Source organism: Nocardia sp. NPDC050713 (assembly GCF_040654315.1).
Taxonomy (GTDB): Bacteria; Actinomycetota; Actinomycetes; order Mycobacteriales; family Mycobacteriaceae; genus Nocardia.
Genome location: NZ_JBFAHS010000005.1, coordinates 337,456 through 353,409, shown reverse-complemented (window position 1 = coordinate 353,409; position 15,954 = coordinate 337,456). Strand labels below are relative to the sequence as shown.

Annotated in this window: 11 protein-coding genes; 7 read left to right on the top strand and 4 right to left on the bottom strand. The window is 69.6% G+C overall.

The window, feature by feature from the left end; genetic code table 11:
• Window positions 1-21 precede the first annotated feature (21 nt).
• A complete protein-coding gene (locus AB0H49_RS13120; protein WP_355001815.1) occupies window positions 22-504 on the bottom strand; it encodes a TetR family transcriptional regulator in 483 nt (160 codons plus the stop codon).
• Window positions 505-904: 400 nt separating this feature from the next.
• Here AB0H49_RS13120 and AB0H49_RS13115 point away from each other — a divergent pair, with 400 nt between their 5' ends.
• Window positions 905-1,651 (top strand): tyrosine-protein phosphatase, encoded by a 747-nt coding sequence (locus AB0H49_RS13115; RefSeq protein WP_355001816.1) that lies wholly within the window; start codon window positions 905-907, stop codon window positions 1,649-1,651.
• An 8-nt stretch (window positions 1,652-1,659) separates the two neighbouring features.
• On the opposite strand, the gene AB0H49_RS13110 is transcribed toward AB0H49_RS13115, so the two are convergent.
• Entirely contained in the window at window positions 1,660-2,883 is a 1,224-nt protein-coding gene (locus tag AB0H49_RS13110) for a long-chain fatty acid--CoA ligase (protein ID WP_357250732.1), read from the bottom strand.
• 97 nt (window positions 2,884-2,980) lie between these two features.
• Window positions 2,981-3,775: an enoyl-CoA hydratase/isomerase family protein gene (locus AB0H49_RS13105; RefSeq protein ID WP_357250729.1), complete on the bottom strand. Its 795-nt coding sequence runs from the start codon at window positions 3,773-3,775 to the stop codon at window positions 2,981-2,983.
• Window positions 3,776-3,890: 115 nt separating this feature from the next.
• On the opposite strand from AB0H49_RS13105, the gene AB0H49_RS13100 reads away from it, so the two are divergent.
• From AB0H49_RS13100 to AB0H49_RS13085, 4 genes are all read left to right on the top strand, one after another.
• Complete coding sequence (locus AB0H49_RS13100) at window positions 3,891-4,916, top strand: glutathione S-transferase C-terminal domain-containing protein (RefSeq protein ID WP_357250726.1); 1,026 nt, start codon at window positions 3,891-3,893, stop codon at window positions 4,914-4,916.
• 136 nt (window positions 4,917-5,052) lie between these two features.
• Window positions 5,053-5,784, top strand: coding sequence for a hypothetical protein (locus tag AB0H49_RS13095; RefSeq protein WP_355001820.1), 732 nt, complete (start codon window positions 5,053-5,055; stop codon window positions 5,782-5,784).
• Window positions 5,781-6,731, top strand: coding sequence for an ATP-binding cassette domain-containing protein (locus AB0H49_RS13090; protein WP_357250723.1), 951 nt, complete (start codon window positions 5,781-5,783; stop codon window positions 6,729-6,731). The genes AB0H49_RS13095 and AB0H49_RS13090 overlap by 4 nt, the downstream gene beginning before the upstream one ends.
• Window positions 6,728-7,507 (top strand): ABC transporter permease, encoded by a 780-nt coding sequence (locus AB0H49_RS13085; protein ID WP_357250720.1) that lies wholly within the window; start codon window positions 6,728-6,730, stop codon window positions 7,505-7,507. The genes AB0H49_RS13090 and AB0H49_RS13085 overlap by 4 nt, the downstream gene beginning before the upstream one ends.
• On the opposite strand, the gene AB0H49_RS13080 is transcribed toward AB0H49_RS13085, so the two are convergent.
• On the bottom strand, window positions 7,442-7,951 hold the full coding sequence (locus tag AB0H49_RS13080; protein ID WP_357250717.1) for a hypothetical protein: 510 nt from the start codon (window positions 7,949-7,951) through the stop codon (window positions 7,442-7,444). The genes AB0H49_RS13085 and AB0H49_RS13080 overlap by 66 nt on opposite strands.
• Window positions 7,952-8,110: 159 nt before the next feature.
• Here AB0H49_RS13080 and AB0H49_RS13075 point away from each other — a divergent pair, with 159 nt between their 5' ends.
• The gene (locus tag AB0H49_RS13075; RefSeq protein ID WP_357250714.1) at window positions 8,111-11,875 is read left to right on the top strand and encodes an ABC transporter ATP-binding protein; all 3,765 of its coding nucleotides are present in this window, start codon (window positions 8,111-8,113) and stop codon (window positions 11,873-11,875) included.
• Between the two features lie 106 nt (window positions 11,876-11,981).
• On the top strand, window positions 11,982-15,794 hold the full coding sequence (locus AB0H49_RS13070) for a multifunctional oxoglutarate decarboxylase/oxoglutarate dehydrogenase thiamine pyrophosphate-binding subunit/dihydrolipoyllysine-residue succinyltransferase subunit (RefSeq protein WP_357250711.1): 3,813 nt from the start codon (window positions 11,982-11,984) through the stop codon (window positions 15,792-15,794).
• Window positions 15,795-15,954: the final 160 nt, after the last annotated feature.

Here is a 15,954-nt window from a genome sequence, read left to right as displayed (position 1 = left end):
CGCGTCCAGTATTGGCCGGGATCAGACTTCAGCCGCCCGGGTGGCCAGGCCGCTGACCAGGTCGTCCGACACCACCAAAGTGGTCTCGTCGTTGCAGTCGGCCAGCCAGCGCAGCACGGCCCCCTGCAGGACGGACACGACGTAGGTGGCGATGTCGTCCACCGGCTCCAGCCACTGGGTGCCGGAGCGATCGGCGCAGAGCTGCAGGAAGTTGCCGACCTCGGCGTCCATCTCACGGAACATGGCCGCGGCGACCGCCGGATCGGGCATGGGTTCGGACCGCACTTCCCAGCGCTCGCGCAGCGTCTGCACGGCCGCCTCGTAGGCGCGGATCTGTTTGGTCGGCGCGGCCTTGACCAGCGGCCAGTACGCGGTGACACCGGCATGCAACAGCACCCGCAGTGCCCGCACTCCAGTGATATCGAGCGAGGCGGCCGCCTTCTCCACGGCCTCGCAGATCGTCGGCCGCAACCGACTCTCCACTATTTCTCCACGTGCGCTCAACGACGACTCCCTCGGCGAAAGAACTCGCGCACCTCCATTGGCGCGACTCGCTGAACGTGGGCGAGCTGCCAGAAAATCCCCAGGCTGCCCGGTCCAACGTTCATCAATGGTAGAGGGTTTTCGGGGTTTGAGAACGGGTTCAGCGGGTATTCCAGACTGGAAGAATGTTTTGTTACCCAAACGGAATGACTCTGCAACGCTGCAGTGTCCCCACCGATCGGCGTTCCTGGGCGACTCCCGGACCCTCGCGGCCGGAAGACACACAATGCTCCACCTTACGGTCCGCTGCGACGCACCTGTCACCACTGTGGCGAAGCGCACAATAGCCCCGTGTAACCGGTTCGCCCCGGTGTCCGGCGTTCGATCCGGGAACGACTCCGGTGGCGGATAGCCTGGATCGGTGACTCTCCCGCCTCCCGCCGATCAGTTCTTCCTCTCCGGCACGTTCAACTTCCGCGACACCGGCGGCCTGCGCACGGTCGGCGGCGCCAAGGTGCGCCGCGGTGTGCTGCTGCGTTCCGCGCAGCTCAGCGGTCTCGACGCGGACGGCCACCGCACGCTGCGCGAAATCGGCGTCAGCGAGGTCTTCGACCTGCGCGGGGTGCGGGAGATCGACCACATGGGCCACGACAACCTGCCCGACGGCGTACGGCGCAGCGTGACGCCCTTCGACTCGCGGATGGGCGAGGCGCCGCCGCACGAGACGCGCACCGGCTCCGCGTACGACCACATGCTCGAGGTCTATCGCGAGTTCCCCGCGCTGCCGGAGGCGAACTCGGCGATCGTCTCGATCGCGGAGTCCATCGTGCGCGGCGACGGCGCGGTGCTGGTGCACTGCGCGGCGGGCAAGGACCGCACCGGCTGGGCGGTCGCGACGCTGCTGCGCGCGGTGGACGTCGTCGAGGAGGACGTGCTCGCCGACTACCTGCTCAGCAACGAGGCCGTCGCACCGCTGCGCGCGTTGATCGAGCCCACCCTGCCGCCGGGCGCGAGCTTCTCCGAAGACCTGCTCGGCGTGCGCGAGGAGTACCTGGGCATGTCGCTGGAATCGGTACGGCAACTGCACGGGGATTTCGATCGCTACCTCGACGTCGTCGGGCTGACGCCCGAGTTGCGCGCGCGGTTGCGCGACCGGCTGCTGGAATAGGTCACCGCTCAGGCGATGTCGCGCCGGACCAGACCGTGCGCGTCGATCGACACCTGGTCGCCGGTGTGGAACCAGCTGCCGGTGAATCGGTGCGCGGTGGTCTCCGGGTCGTTCCAGTACCGCGGGGTGACATTCGGTCCGCGACAGAGCAATTCGCCGTGCCCGGCCCCGGCCCGCGGACCCCACAGCGCCAATTCGGTACCGCCGAACGGGAATCCGAGGACGCGGCCCGCGTCGGCGGGCGTCTCGGTGTCGTCCACGGCGAGACCGATGCCGCTGGTCTCGGTGGCGCCCCAGACCGACCAGTGCCGGGCCGAGGGAAACGCGTCGCGCAGTGCGGCCGCCAGACCGCTCGCGGTCCGTTCGGCGCGATGCCCGGCGCTGCTGACTCGGCTGATGCCCTCGGTGGGCACGCCGTCGGCACGCAGCGCGGCCAGCTCGGGAAGTAGCCCCGCGAAGATGCGCGGCGTGCCCGAGACCATGTCGATCCGTTCGGCCACGATGGCTTCCGCGAGACCGCGGCCGTCCTTGGCGAGCACCACGGTGCCGCCGACCGCGAAGGTGGGCAGCAGCTGGTCGACGCATCCGCTGGCGTGCGCCAGCGGAGGCAGGACCAGGTTGCGCACACCGTCGGTGGGCAGGTCCAGCGCGGCGACCACCGAGCGGACCGCCGAGAGCAGGTTCTCGTTGGTCAGTTCGACGCCCTTGCGGGTGCCGCTGGTGTAGCAGAGCAGGGCGAGATCGTGGAGCGCCGCGCCGTCGTCGATGAACGCGGCGCCGTCGGGCAGTTCCACCTCACCGCCGCGCGAACCGCCACCGAGCACGAAATCCGCCTTGCTGTCGGCGATCACCTGCTCGGCCACCTTCGCGGGAAGGCCGTCGTGCACCAGCACCGGTACCGCGCCGCTGAGCAGCGCCCCGAGGAACGCCTGCACCCAGCGCGCGCCCGCGGGCATGTGGATGGCGACCCGGTCGCCGTAGCCGACGCCGTGTTCCTGCAGTCCGCCCGCGATGCGCGAGGCCGAGTGCCACAGCTCCCGGTAGGTGAGCCGGGGCCCACCGAGCTCGACGACCGCCTCGCGCGCCGCGAAGGCGTGCACCTGTAGATCGAGCAGCTCGGTGAGCGCCGGGGTGAGGTTGCCGTAGCGCAACACTCCGTCCGCGCCGCGGGCCAGCGGGTTTCCACACGCGGGCGACTGAGTCAGGGGGTATTCGACCAAGAGCTGCGACATTTGTCCTCCGCGAGATGCCTTTAGCTGCCAGGCACCTGCGACTATATGACGCGGATCACAATTTCGCGGGAATAGTCGAATTACCGTGTCCCCGCCGTCACTGGCCCGTGTACGTCGCCTTGCCCGGTCCGACCTCGAGGAAACTGCGCACCGCGCCGCGCAGATCGTCGGTCGCGAAGAGTTCGCCGGACACCTCCGGGGTCACCGAATCGGCGTGTGCCACACCGCCGGAGCGCCAGGCCCCGATGATCCGCTTGGTCGCCGCGTGCGCCTTGGTCGGGCCCTGCGCCAGCCGGTGCGCGAGTTCCCGCGCCGCACCGTCGACGTCCTCGTGCACGCCGTTGACCACGCCCCACTCGGCCATGGTCGCCGCGTCGTAGAGATCGCCGGTCATCACGAATTCCCGCGCGCGGCCCGACCCGGCGCGTTCGGCGAGCCGCTGCGGGCCGCCCATGGACGGGGTCAGTCCGACCACCGTCTCCACCAGACCGAACTTCGCCTTCGGCGCGGCCAGGATGATGTCGCAGGCCAGCGCGATCTCGAAGGCGGCGGTCAAAGTGAGGCCGTGCGCGGCGAACAGCACAGGACACGGCAATGCCTCGAGCGGATGGATGATCTGCGCGAACAGCGAACGCCACAGCTCGGCGCCCTGTTCGATGGTGAGGCCGTCGAACACGTGCACGTCGACGCCGCCGGAGACCACCTTGCCCTCCGCGCGCAGCAACAGCGCGCGCGGCGGATTCGCGCTCAGCTCGGCGATGTCCTGCACCAACGCGTCGAACATCGCCCGATCGAAGAGGTTCAGCGGCGGATGGGCCAGCGTCAGGACGGCCACCTCCGCGCCGCCGTCGGTGATTTCCCGTTCCAGCCGAGTGGCCCTTGTTTCGCTCATGCCCGCGCCTCGCTGACGCTCGGCTCCGGCATGCGCGAGGCGCACTGGCACATGATTCGCTCACTTCGTTCGCTCATTGCGCCAGCCTAGAACCTCCGTCTGCCAGACTGATCGTGTGACCAAGGCGGCATCGGAAAGCGGTTCGTACGTCGAACCGGGTGAGTTCAAGCGGGACACCAACTACATCACCACCCGCATCACGGCCGACGGACGCGACGGTTATCCGGTGGAGCCGGGCCGGTATCGGCTGGTCGCGGCGCGCGCGTGCCCGTGGGCCAATCGCACGCTCATCGTGCGCAGGCTGCTCGGCCTGGAGGACGCGCTCTCGCTGGGCCTCTGCGGCCCCACCCACGACAAGCTGAGCTGGACCTTCGATCTCGATCCCGGCGGCGTCGACCCGGTGCTCGGCATTCCCCGGCTGCGCGACGCCTATCTGGCCCGCTTCCCCGACTATCCGCGCGGCATCACCGTCCCCGCGGTGGTCGAGATCTCGACCGGTCAGGTGGTCACCAACGACTACGCCAGGATCACGCTGGACTTCTCCACCGAATGGACGAAGTTCCACCGGGAAGGCGCGCCCCAGCTGTACCCCGAGCCGCTGCGCGCCGAGATCGACGAGGTCAACGACGTCGTCTTCCGCGACGTGAACAACGGCGTCTACCGCTGCGGCTTCGCCGGCGCCCAGGACGCCTACGAGGCGGCCTACGACCGGCTCTTCGCGCGGCTGGACTGGCTCTCAAATCGCCTTGCCGGACAACGCTTCCTGGTCGGCGACACCATCACCGAGGCCGACGTGCGGCTGTTCACCACGTTGGTCCGCTTCGACGCCGTCTACCACGGCCACTTCAAGTGCAACCGGCAGAAGCTGAGCGAGATGCCGGTGCTGTGGGCCTACGCCCGCGACCTGTACCAAACCCCGGGTTTCGGCGACACCGTCGACTTCGCCCAGATCAAGACCCACTACTACGTGGTGCACACCGACATCAATCCGACGAAGGTCGTCCCGAAGGGACCCGACCTGAGCGACTGGCTGACCCCGCACGGCCGCGACGAGCTCGGCGGCAGGCCGTTCGGCGAGGGCACCCCGCCGCCACCGCCGCCGCTGTCGGAGCGGGTGCCCGCCCTGCGCGGCCCGGCCTGACCGGCGGAGGTCGTCGTTTCGGGTGGCGCGCCACGGGAACCCGGAACACGAGCCGGTTCGTTGTCGTGTTGGGCCGACGATGGTTCGGTGCCATAGAGTTCTGGCAGCGAAGGCTGAGACTTAAGGGGTGTTGCCGATGAGGCACGGCGCGTTCGAGAAGACCGTGGTCGCCTTGCTCGAGAACGGGTCGAAGCTGCAGGCGCCCGCGGTCGAGAAGTACATCGATCGGGTCAGGCGCGCCCATCCCGACGAGACCCCGGCGCAGATCCTCGACCGGATCGAGCGCCAGTACCTGCTCGCGGTGACCGGTAGCGGCACCGCGGCGGGCGCGACCGCGGCGATGCCCGGCGTCGGCACGGTCGCCTCGCTGGCCACCATCACTGCGGAGACGGCGTTCTTCCTGGAGGCCTCGGCGCTGTACACGCTGGCGGTCGCCGCGGTGCACGGAATCGCGCCGGAGGCCAAGGAGCAGCGCAGGGCGCTGGTCCTCGCGGTGGTGCTCGGCGATTCCGGCATGGAGATCGTGGAGCGCTCGGTCGGGCAGTCGGCCAAGAACTGGGGCACCCTGCTCGCCAACCGGGTCCCGGGCCTGTCCGGCATGAACGACTCGCTGATGAAGCGGTTCATCGTGCGGTTCCTCACCAAGCGGATGGCGCTGATGGCGGGCAAGGTGATCCCGATGGGCATCGGCGCGGTCATCGGCGGCGTCGGTAACCGCGCCCTCGGCAAGACCACGGTGCACAACGCGCAGAAGGCCTTCGGGCCCGCGCCGGCCTTCTGGCCGGTCGACCGGCAGCTCGTCGTCGAGGCCGATCCGCTGCCCGCGCTCGACGCCACCCCGCCACGCTTCCCCGCCGACCCGAAATGACCCCAGCCAAAACGGCTTTGGTCGTTCGCGGCCTGAGCAAGCGGTACGAACTCGGTTCGGCCGTCGAGAACGTCGGCTTCAGCGTTCCCGCGGGGAGCACCGCGGCGCTGGTCGGTCCGGCGGGCTCGGGCAAGACCACCATTCTGCGGATCCTGCTCGGTCTGCTGGAACCGTCCTCGGGGAGCGCGGAGATCAGCGCGTCGCCGGTGGGCGGGATGCTCGCGCCGCGTGGACTGCATCCGAAGCGCGCCGCCCGGGACCACCTGCTGGTGTACGCGGCCGCGGCCGGAGTTCCGGACGCGCGGGCCGACGCGACGCTCGAGGCGGTCGGCATGAAGGATGCCGCGCGCGTCAAGACGGGCGCGCTCTCGATCGGTCAGCAGACCAGGCTGGCGCTGGCCACCGCGTTGCTCACCGATCCTCCGGTGCTCATCCTCGACGAGCCCACCGAGGGACTCGATCCCGCCGAACGCGGCTGGCTGCACGATTTCCTGCGCAGGCACACCCGCCGCGGCGGCACGGTGCTGCTGACCAGCGCGAGCCTCGCCTCGGTGGTGGCGATGGCCGATCAGCTGATCGTGGTGAGCGAGGGTGCGGTGGTCTACCAGGGCACTCCCGCGAAACTGCGCCGCAATCACCCCGACCGGCTGGTGGTCGCCGCGTCCACCCCGGTGGCGCTGGCCACGATGCTCGCCGCGCGCGGCTACACGGACGCGGTCATCCGGCCGGACGGGCGGCTCGCGGTGGCCGAGGCGAGCGAGGCCGAGATCACCGACGCGGCCAAGGCCGCCGGTGTGCGGCTGGACAGCGTCACGCCCGATCCGATCCACCCCGACCGAGTCCTCGCCTCGCTGACGAAAACGAACAAGACCGCGGCGCCGATGTTCCCGCCGCCCGCGGCGCACGCACCCCATCCGCAGCCGACGCCCTACGGGATTCCGCGATGATCACTCTGCCACCGGACCTGGTGCCGCCGGTCAACTCCGAGGTCCGCAAGGTCTACACGCTGCGCTGGTGCCTGGCGCTCGGGGTGACGCTGCCCGCCATCGCGCTGGTGGCCGCCACGGTGACCTCGGTGCTGGCCGGGCCGGCTGACCCGAAGTCCGCGCTGGCCACCGGGACCGCGACCATCGGGCTGTATCTGGCGCTGGCCGCGACGATCCTGGCCGCCGCCGTGTTCGGCGCCGCGGGGGCGGGCGGTGAGTTCCGCTATCGGACCATGCCGGTGACCTCGCTGTTCACCGCGGATCGCGATCGGCTCGCGGCGGCCAAGCTGCTGGTCACCGGCGCGTACACGCTGGCGGTCACGGTGCTGGTCGAGGTGTGCGCGTTCGCCTGCCTGCTGGCGTTCGGCCGGGGCAAGTTCGAATTCGGCACCCGATTGCTGACGGTGTTCGGCACCGGCCTGCTCGCCGCGGTCTGCTGGTCGCTGCTCGGCGCCGGACTCGGGCTGCTGCTGCGCCAATCGACCGGTGCGGTCGCGCTGATCCTCGGCTGGCTGCTCGTCTTCGAGCCGCTGGTCTGGTTGGTGGCCAATGGGATCGGGCTCGGCGGCGTGGTCACCCTGCTGCCGGGGTCGGCGACCGTCGCCACCGTGGCGGTCGGCTCCTTCCCCGACAGCGACATCCTCGCGCCGACCCCGGCCGCCTTCGTCGTCCTACTGCTGTGGACGATCGGAATCGCCGGCGCGGGCTGGTGGCAGCTGCGCGGCCGCGATATGTGAGCCGCGACCGTCACCCGAGGGCGCGATCCCGCGCCCGCCCCGCAGCATCCGGAGCACCTCCCCGACGCCGTGCTCGATCTGGTTCAGCCGCGTATTCATCCCGTCGAACCGCGTGTCCATCCCGTCGAACCGAGCGTCCATCCCGTCGAACCGAGCGTCCATCGCGTCCAGCCGTGTATCGATCCCGTCGAGCCGCGAATCCATCCCGTCCAGCCGCGAATCGATCCCATCGAACCGCGAATCCATCCCGTCCAGCCGCGAATCGATCCCATCGAACCGCGAATCCATCCCGTCGAGCCGCGAATCGATCTTGCCGAAGCGCTCGTCGACCTTGCGGAATCCCTCGTGTACCTGGCGTTGCAGTTCGCCGACCTGTTCGTAGACGTCATCGACGTCGTGCCTGAGCTGGTGAAAGCGTCGTGTGAAATCCCCCTGCGATGTCATAGCGGCGAGATTAGATCCGCGCTCGAGGACACGCCAAGACCGGTGGGCAGACTCCGGGAACAAGCGGTGTGTCGCCGCGCGTCGTTACCTTCGTAAGAAGTACCGCCTGCACACGCAGGCGTCCGGGGGAGTTCGAGAACAGGACGGTGAACAGCGCAATTGACTGAGCAGAGCACGGCGGGGCGGGGCTGGATACGTCGGCTGTGGGCCGAGAGCCGGTCGCATCCCGGCACCATCGCGGGTGTCGCGGCGGCGGTCCTGGCGGGCGCGCTGGTGGAGGTGGCCGCGCCGCTGCTCACCAAGCGCGCGGTCGACGCGGCCGGTGTCGGCGACACCGAGGTGATCGGCGTGATCGCGGCACTGCTCGCGCTGCTCGCCGCCGGGCGGTTCGCCGCGGCGTTCGGCAGGCGACTGCTCGCGGGCCGTCTCTCGCTCGACGTCCAGCACGGCCTTCGGGTGCGGTTGCTCGGATCGCTGCAGCGACTGGACGGCGCGGGTCAGGACGCGCTGCGTACCGGTCAGGTGGTCTCCCGTTCGATCACGGATCTGCAGCTGGTGCAGGGCCTGCTGGCGATGGTGCCGCTCTCCGGGATGGCGCTGTTGCAGTTCTTGCTCGCGGCCGGGGTGATGCTGTGGCTCTCGCCGCCGCTGGCGATGGTCGCGCTGCTGGTGGTGCCCGGCATCGCCGCCGTGGTCTATCGGATGCGCCCGCGCCTTTTCGCGGCGACCTGGTCGGCCCAGCAGCGGGCCGCCGATCTGGCCCAGCACGTCGAGGAGACGGTCACCGGCGTTCGGGTGGTGAAGGGCTTCGGGCAGGAGGCCCGGATGGTCGACGTGCTGGAAGGGCACGGGCGCAAACTCTACGCCGAACGCATGCGCGCGGCCCGGGTGGACGCCCGCTTCGCGCCGGTGGTCGCGGCGATACCGCAGGCCGGACTTGTCGGGGTGATCGCGTTCGGGGGCTGGCTGGCGCTGCACGGCTCCATCGGGCTCGGCACCTTCCTCGCCTTCGCCGCCTACGTGGCGACCATGACCTCGGCGACCCGCGCCATGTCCTCGGTGGTGATCCTGGCGCAGCTGACCCGCGCCGCCGCCGAGCGCGTCTTCCAGGTCATCGACTCCGCGCCGGTGATCGCCGATCCGCCCGTACCCGCCGCGCTGCCTGACGGCCCGCTCGGGATCGAGATGGATTCGCTAACTTTCGGATTCGATCCGGACCTGCCGATCCTGCGCGATCTCGACCTCACCGTGCGCCCCGGCGAGACGGTCGCGATCATCGGACCCGCCGGGTCGGGCAAGACGACGCTCTCGCTGCTGCTGCCGCGCTTCTACGCGCCCGACGCCGGGCACATCCGGCTCTTCGGCGACAGCCCCGACGCCGGGAAACCGGTCGACATCGCCGACGTGGCCGCCGCCGACCTGCGCGCCGCCGTCGGCGTGGTGTTCGACGATCCGTTCCTGTTCTCCGACACCATCGCCGCGAACATCGCCCTCGGCAGACCGAGCGCCACCGACGCGGAGATCAGGCAGGCCGCCAAGCTGGCCGCCGCCGACGACTTCATCGGCGAACTGCCCGACGGATACGACACCGTCGTCGGCGAGCGCGGGCTCACCCTCTCCGGCGGCCAGCGGCAGCGCATCGCGCTGGCCAGGGTGCTGCTGGCCCGCCCGCGCATCCTGGTGCTGGACGACGCCACCTCCGCCGTGGACGCGGTCACCGAGGCCGCCATCTTCGACACCCTGCCCGACCGCGGCGGCCGCACCACGATCATCCTGGCGCACCGCGAGTCGACGCTCGCCCACGCCGACCGGGTCATCCGCCTGCCCGCGCCCGCTCACCGGCCGACGCCCGCGACGATCGAATCCGAGGAGCCGGCGAGAACACCGCGCGCCACCGGGCGGGCGGGCGGCTTCGGCGCGGCGGCCGCGGACCTTGCCGAGACACCCGAACTGCGCCGGACCATCGAGGAACTCCCGCCCGCCACCGAGGAACCCGGCCTCGACGACCGCGCGCTGCGCGAACCCGACCCAGGCTTCCGCTTGACGCGGCTGATGCGCCCGGTGCGCTGGCTGGTGCTGACGGTGGTGAGCCTGCTCGCGCTCGACGCGCTCGTCGGCGTGGCCTTCCCGGCGCTGGTGCGCTACGCCATCGATACGGGTGTCAGCGCCGGACAATCCGACGCGCTCGTGCTGGCGGCGGTGCTCGGCGGCGGGCTGGTCGCGGCGGGCTTCGCGGTCGGCGCGGCGACCATCGTGCTCACCGCGCGCACCGGCGAACGCGTCCTCTACGGCCTGCGCGTGCGCAGTTACGCGCATCTGCAACGACTCGGGCTGGACTACTACGAGCGGGAACTGTCCGGCCGCATCATGACCAGGATGACCACCGACGTCGACGCGCTGTCGAGCTTCCTGCAGACCGGCGTGGCGACCACCCTCATCGGCGTGCTCACCCTGCTCGGCATCGCGGTGGCGCTGCTGGTCATCGATCTCTCCCTGGCCGTGGTCGCGCTGCTCGCCCTGCCGCCGCTGATCGTGGCGACGGTGATCTTCCGGCGCTTCTCCTCGACCGCCTACACGGTGTCGCGGGAACGCGTGTCGACGGTGAACGCCGATTTCCAGGAAAACGTCACCGGCCTGCGCGCGGTGCAGGCCAACCGGCACGAACCGCGCGCGGCGCGGCGGTTCGCCGAATACTCCGAGCGCTACCGCAACTCCAGGATGCGGGCGCAGCGGGCGATCGCGCTGTACTTCGCCTTCGTCATCGCCTGGGCCGACCTGGCGCTGGCCGCGGTGGTGTTCGTCGGCGCACGCGAGGTCGCTGTCGGCGCGACCAGCGCGGGCACGCTGGTCGCTTTCGTGCTGTATCTCCAGCTGCTGTTCGGTCCGATCCTGCAGCTGTCTCAAGTCTTCGACGGCTACCAGCAGGCCAGGGTCGGGCTGCGCCGCATCGGCGAGCTGCTGCGCACGCCGTCCTCGATCGCCGCGGATCCGCCGGACGCGGTGGCGATCGCCGACGGTCTGCGCGGCGAGGTGGCGCTCGATCACGTGCGTTTCCGCTATCCCGGAACCGAGACTCCGGCACTGGACGATGTCGAGCTGCGCATTCCGGCCGGGTCCACGCTGGCGCTGGTCGGGCCGACGGGCGCGGGCAAATCGACGATCGTCAAGCTGCTCGCCCGCCTCTACGACCTGCCGCGGTCGTCCGGCGTCGCCGCTGTCACCGACGAGGCGGACACCGAACAACGCGATGCCGGGACCGTCCGCGCGAAGTCCGACGCGGACGCGTCCGGCACAGCGACAAGCACCGGCGCGATCGTCGTCGACGACGTCGACATCCGCGATTACCGCCTCGCCGATTACCGTTCCCGGCTCGGCATCGTCCCCCAAGAAGCTCACCTCTTCACCGGCGACGTCGCCAGCAACATTGCATTCGGACAACCATCCGCAACCCCGGAACAGATCCGCGACGCGGCGGCAGCGGTCGGTGCGACCGACATGATCGCGGCGCTACCCCTCGGACTGCGGCAACCGGTCGGCGAACGCGGGCGCGGACTGTCGGCCGGACAACGTCAGTTGATCGCCCTCGCCCGGGCCGAACTGGTCCGTCCGGACCTGTTGCTGCTGGACGAGGCCACAGCGACGCTCGATCCGGAAACCGAGTCGTCGGTGCTGGTAGCGAGCAGATCGCTGGCCCGAGGGCGCACCACGGTCGTCGTCGCGCACCGGCTCGGCACGGCCGCGCGAGCCGATCGGATCGCGGTCGTCGAGCGGGGCCGGATCACGGAATTCGGGACGCACGCCGACCTGGTCGCGGCGGGCGGAACCTATACCCGCCTCTGGGCGGCGGCCCGCGAAACGGGAGGAATATTCTCGGACCCGGACGAGTCTGCACAGAAGAGTTTGGGTCTGTCCGGTGGTGGGTAGCTTCGTCGATTTGCCGCTGGGCATATCCTCGACAGAGGGTCCATCGGCGCGCATCCGCTGATCCCCATGCCGGGCACGTCACAAACGTCGCAGCGCGAAGAACGAAATGAGGCGAACACCTGCTGTGAGCAGCTCAACTTCCCAGTTCGGACAGAACCAGTGGCTAGTCGACGAGATGTATCAGAAGTACAAGCAAGATCCATCATCCGTCGATGAGAGTTGGCACGAGTTCCTGGCCGACTACACCCCCGAAGCGAGCGGCGACGCCACGAACTCGCAGCCCACTGCGCCGACTCAGAACACTGCGCCGACCCAGACCGCTGCGCCCACCCAGACCGCCGCGCCGACCAAGAACTCCGCCCCGGCGCCCGCCCCGGCCGCGAAGCCCGCTCCGGCCGCCGCCAAGCCCGCGCCCGCTCCGGCTCCCGCCGCCAAGCCCGCGCCCGCCGCGAAGGCCACCGCCGCGCGCGCCCCCCAGACCACCCCGGCGCCGATCTCCAACGCCGCGCCGACCTCCGGCGGGCCGAAGCCCACCGAGGCCGCCGACGAGGCGAAGGTGCTACGCGGCGCCGCGGCCGCCGTCGCGAAGAACATGTCGGCGTCGCTGGCCATCCCGACCGCGACCTCGGTCCGCGCCATTCCGGCCAAGCTGATGATCGACAACCGTCTGGTCATCAACAACCACCTCGCTCGCACGCGCGGCGGCAAGATCTCCTTCACCCACCTGCTCGGCTACGCCATCGTGCAGGCGGTGAAGTCGTTCCCGAACATGAACCGGCACTTCGCCGAGATCGACGGCAAGCCGAACGCGGTCACCCCCGCGCACACCAACCTCGGCCTCGCCATCGACCTCCCCGGCAAGGACGGCAACCGCTCGCTGGTCGTGGCGGCCATCAAGGGCACCGAGGAAATGACCTTCGGTCAGTTCCACACCGCCTACGAGGACATCGTCCGGCGCGCCCGCGACGGCAAGCTGACCGCCGAGGACTTCTCCGGCGTCACCATCTCGCTGACCAACCCGGGCACCATCGGCACCGTGCACTCGGTGCCCCGCCTGATGAACGGTCAGGGCGCGATCATCGGCGCGGGCGCCATGGAGTACCCGGCCGAGTTCCAGGGCATGAGCGACGAGCGCATCGCGGACCTGGGCGTCGGCAAACTGATGACGCTGACCTCCACCTACGACCACCGCATCATCCAGGGCGCGGAGTCCGGTGATTTCCTGCGCACCATCCACCAGCTGCTGATCTCCGACGAGTTCTACGACGAGATCTTCCACGGCCTCGGCGTGCCGTACGAGCCGGTGCGCTGGCGCAAGGACATGAAGGAGCGCGGCGTCGACAAGAGCTCGCGCGTGCTCGAGCTGATCGCCGCCTACCGCAACCGCGGCCACCTGATGGCCGACACCGACCCGCTGCGCCTGATCAAGGACAAGTTCCGCAGCCACCCGGACCTGGACGTCACCCAGCACGGCCTCACCCTGTGGGACCTGGACCGCGAGTTCAACGTCGCAGGCTTCCACGGTCAGGAGCGGATGAAGCTGCGCGACGTGCTCTCGGTGCTGCGCGACGCGTACTGCCGCCACGTCGGCGTGGAGTACATGCACATCCTGGAGACCGACCAGCTGCAGTGGATCCAGGAGCGCGTCGAGCAGAAGCACGTCAAGCCGACCGTCGCCCAGCAGAAGTACATCCTGAACCGGCTGAACGCGGCCGAGGCCTTCGAGACCTTCCTGCAGACCAAGTACGTCGGCCAGAAGCGCTTCTCGCTGGAGGGCGCCGAGGCGGTCATCCCGATGATGGACGCCACCATCGACCAGTGCGCCGAGCACTCGCTCGACGAGGTCGTCATCGGCATGCCGCACCGCGGCCGCCTGAACGTGCTCGCCAACATCGTCGGCAAGCCGTACTCGAAGATCTTCACCGAGTTCGAGGGCAACATGAACCCGGCGGCCACGCACGGCTCCGGTGACGTGAAGTACCACCTCGGCGCGCGCGGCACCTACCTGCAGATGTTCGGCGACAACGAGATCGAGGTCTCGCTGACCGCCAACCCCTCGCATCTGGAGGCGGTCGACCCGGTGCTCGAGGGTCTGGTCCGCGCCAAGCAGGACCTGCTGGACAAGGGCGACGGCCCCGAGGGCTTCTCCGTCATGCCGCTGATGCTGCACGGTGACGCCGCGTTCGCGGGCCAGGGCGTGGTCGCCGAGACGCTGAACCTCTCGGGTCTGCGCGGCTACCGGGTCGGCGGCACGATCCACATCGTGGTGAACAACCAGATCGGCTTCACCACGGCACCGGAGAACAGCCGCTCCACCGAGTACTCCACCGACATCGCCAAGTTCATCGGCGCGCCGATCTTCCACGTGAACGGCGACGACCCGGAGGCTTGCGACTGGGTGGCGCGTCTCGCGGTCGACTTCCGCCAGAAGTTCCGCAAGGACGTGGTCATCGACCTGATCTGCTACCGCCGTCGCGGCCACAACGAGGGCGACGACCCGTCGATGACCCAGCCGTACATGTACGACGTCATCGACACCAAGCGCTCGGTGCGCAAGAGCTACACCGAGAGCCTGATCGGCCGTGGCGACATCTCCATGAAAGAGGCCGAGGACGCGCTGCGCGACTACCAGGGCCAGCTGGAGCGCGTGTTCAACGAGGTCCGCGAACTGGAGAAGTTCCCGCCGGGGCCGAGCGAGTCGGTCGAGGACGACCAGAAGGTGCCCGCGACCGTGCAGACCGCGGTCGACAAGGCCGTGCTGCAGCGCATCGGCGACGCCTTCCTCAACGTGCCCGACGGCTTCAACGTGCACCCGCGCGTCAAGCCGGTGCTGGAGAAGCGCCGCGAGATGGCCTACGAGGGCAAGGTCGACTGGGCCTTCGCCGAGCTGATGGCCTTCGGCACGCTGATCGACGAGGGCCGCGCCGTGCGCCTGACCGGTCAGGACTCCCGCCGCGGCACCTTCACCCAGCGGCACGCGGTGATCATCGACCGCAAGACCGCCGACGAGTACACCCCGCTGCACAACATCGGCAGCGAGAACCCGGGTTGGTTCGCGGTGCACGACTCGGCGCTGAGCGAATTCGCCGCCGTCGGTTTCGAATACGGCTACTCGCTGGGCAACCCGAACGCGTTGGTGCTCTGGGAGGCGCAGTTCGGTGACTTCGTCAACGGCGCGCAGTCCATCATCGACGAGTTCATCTCCTCCGGCGAGGCCAAGTGGGGCCAGCTCTCCGACGTGGTGCTGCTGCTGCCGCACGGCCACGAGGGTCAGGGTCCGGACCACACCTCCGGCCGCATCGAGCGCTTCCTGCAGTTGTGCGCCGAGGGCTCGATGACCGTCGCGGTGCCGTCCACCCCGGCGAACTACTTCCACCTGCTGCGCCGCCACGCGCACGACGGCATCCGTCGTCCGCTGATCGTCTTCACCCCGAAGTCGATGCTGCGCAACAAGGCCGTGGTGTCGGATCTCAAGGACTTCACCGAGTCCAAGTTCCACTCCGTGTTCGACGAGCCCACCTACGAGCAGGGCATCGGCGACCGCGGCAAGGTGAAGCGCGTGCTGATGACCAGCGGCAAGCTCTACTACGAGCTGGTCGCCGAGAAGACCAAGCAGAAGCGCGAGGACATCGCCATCGTGCGGATCGAGCAGCTCTACCCGCTGCCCAAGTTCCGCCTGAACGAAGCCCTCGAGGGGTACCCGAACGCGACCGACATCGCGTGGGTGCAGGAGGAACCGGCCAACCAGGGCGCCTGGCCCTTCTTCGGCCTCAACCTCCCCGAGCTGCTCCCCGAGCGCCTCGGCAAACTCCGTCGCATCTCCCGCCGCGCCATGTCGGCCCCGTCCTCGGGTTCGTCGAAGGTGCACGCCGTCGAGCAGGCGGAGATCGTCGCGGAGGCGTTCCTGCCCACCAGCTGACCCCCAGCTGCCTCGAACGCCGGGCGCGAAACCACTGGTTCCCAGTTGGTTTCGGCCCGGCGTTCGCCGTTTCCGGGTGCTGGGCGCGGCTTCGCTGGCGGGGGTGCGGGAATCGTTTCTCTCGGCTCGATAGGAAATTGCGGGGCGACGCGGGTGGATG

Coding starts and splice junctions, on each gene's coding strand:
- AB0H49_RS13110 (WP_357250732.1), bottom strand. CDS start 2,883: ATGTCGCAGCTCTTGGTCGAATACCCCCTGACTCAGTCGCCCGCGTGT.
- AB0H49_RS13095 (WP_355001820.1), top strand. CDS start 5,053: ATGAGGCACGGCGCGTTCGAGAAGACCGTGGTCGCCTTGCTCGAGAAC.
- AB0H49_RS13080 (WP_357250717.1), bottom strand. CDS start 7,951: ATGACATCGCAGGGGGATTTCACACGACGCTTTCACCAGCTCAGGCAC.
- AB0H49_RS13105 (WP_357250729.1), bottom strand. CDS start 3,775: ATGAGCGAAACAAGGGCCACTCGGCTGGAACGGGAAATCACCGACGGC.
- AB0H49_RS13070 (WP_357250711.1), top strand. CDS start 11,982: ATGAGGCGAACACCTGCTGTGAGCAGCTCAACTTCCCAGTTCGGACAG.
- AB0H49_RS13085 (WP_357250720.1), top strand. CDS start 6,728: ATGATCACTCTGCCACCGGACCTGGTGCCGCCGGTCAACTCCGAGGTC.
- AB0H49_RS13090 (WP_357250723.1), top strand. CDS start 5,781: ATGACCCCAGCCAAAACGGCTTTGGTCGTTCGCGGCCTGAGCAAGCGG.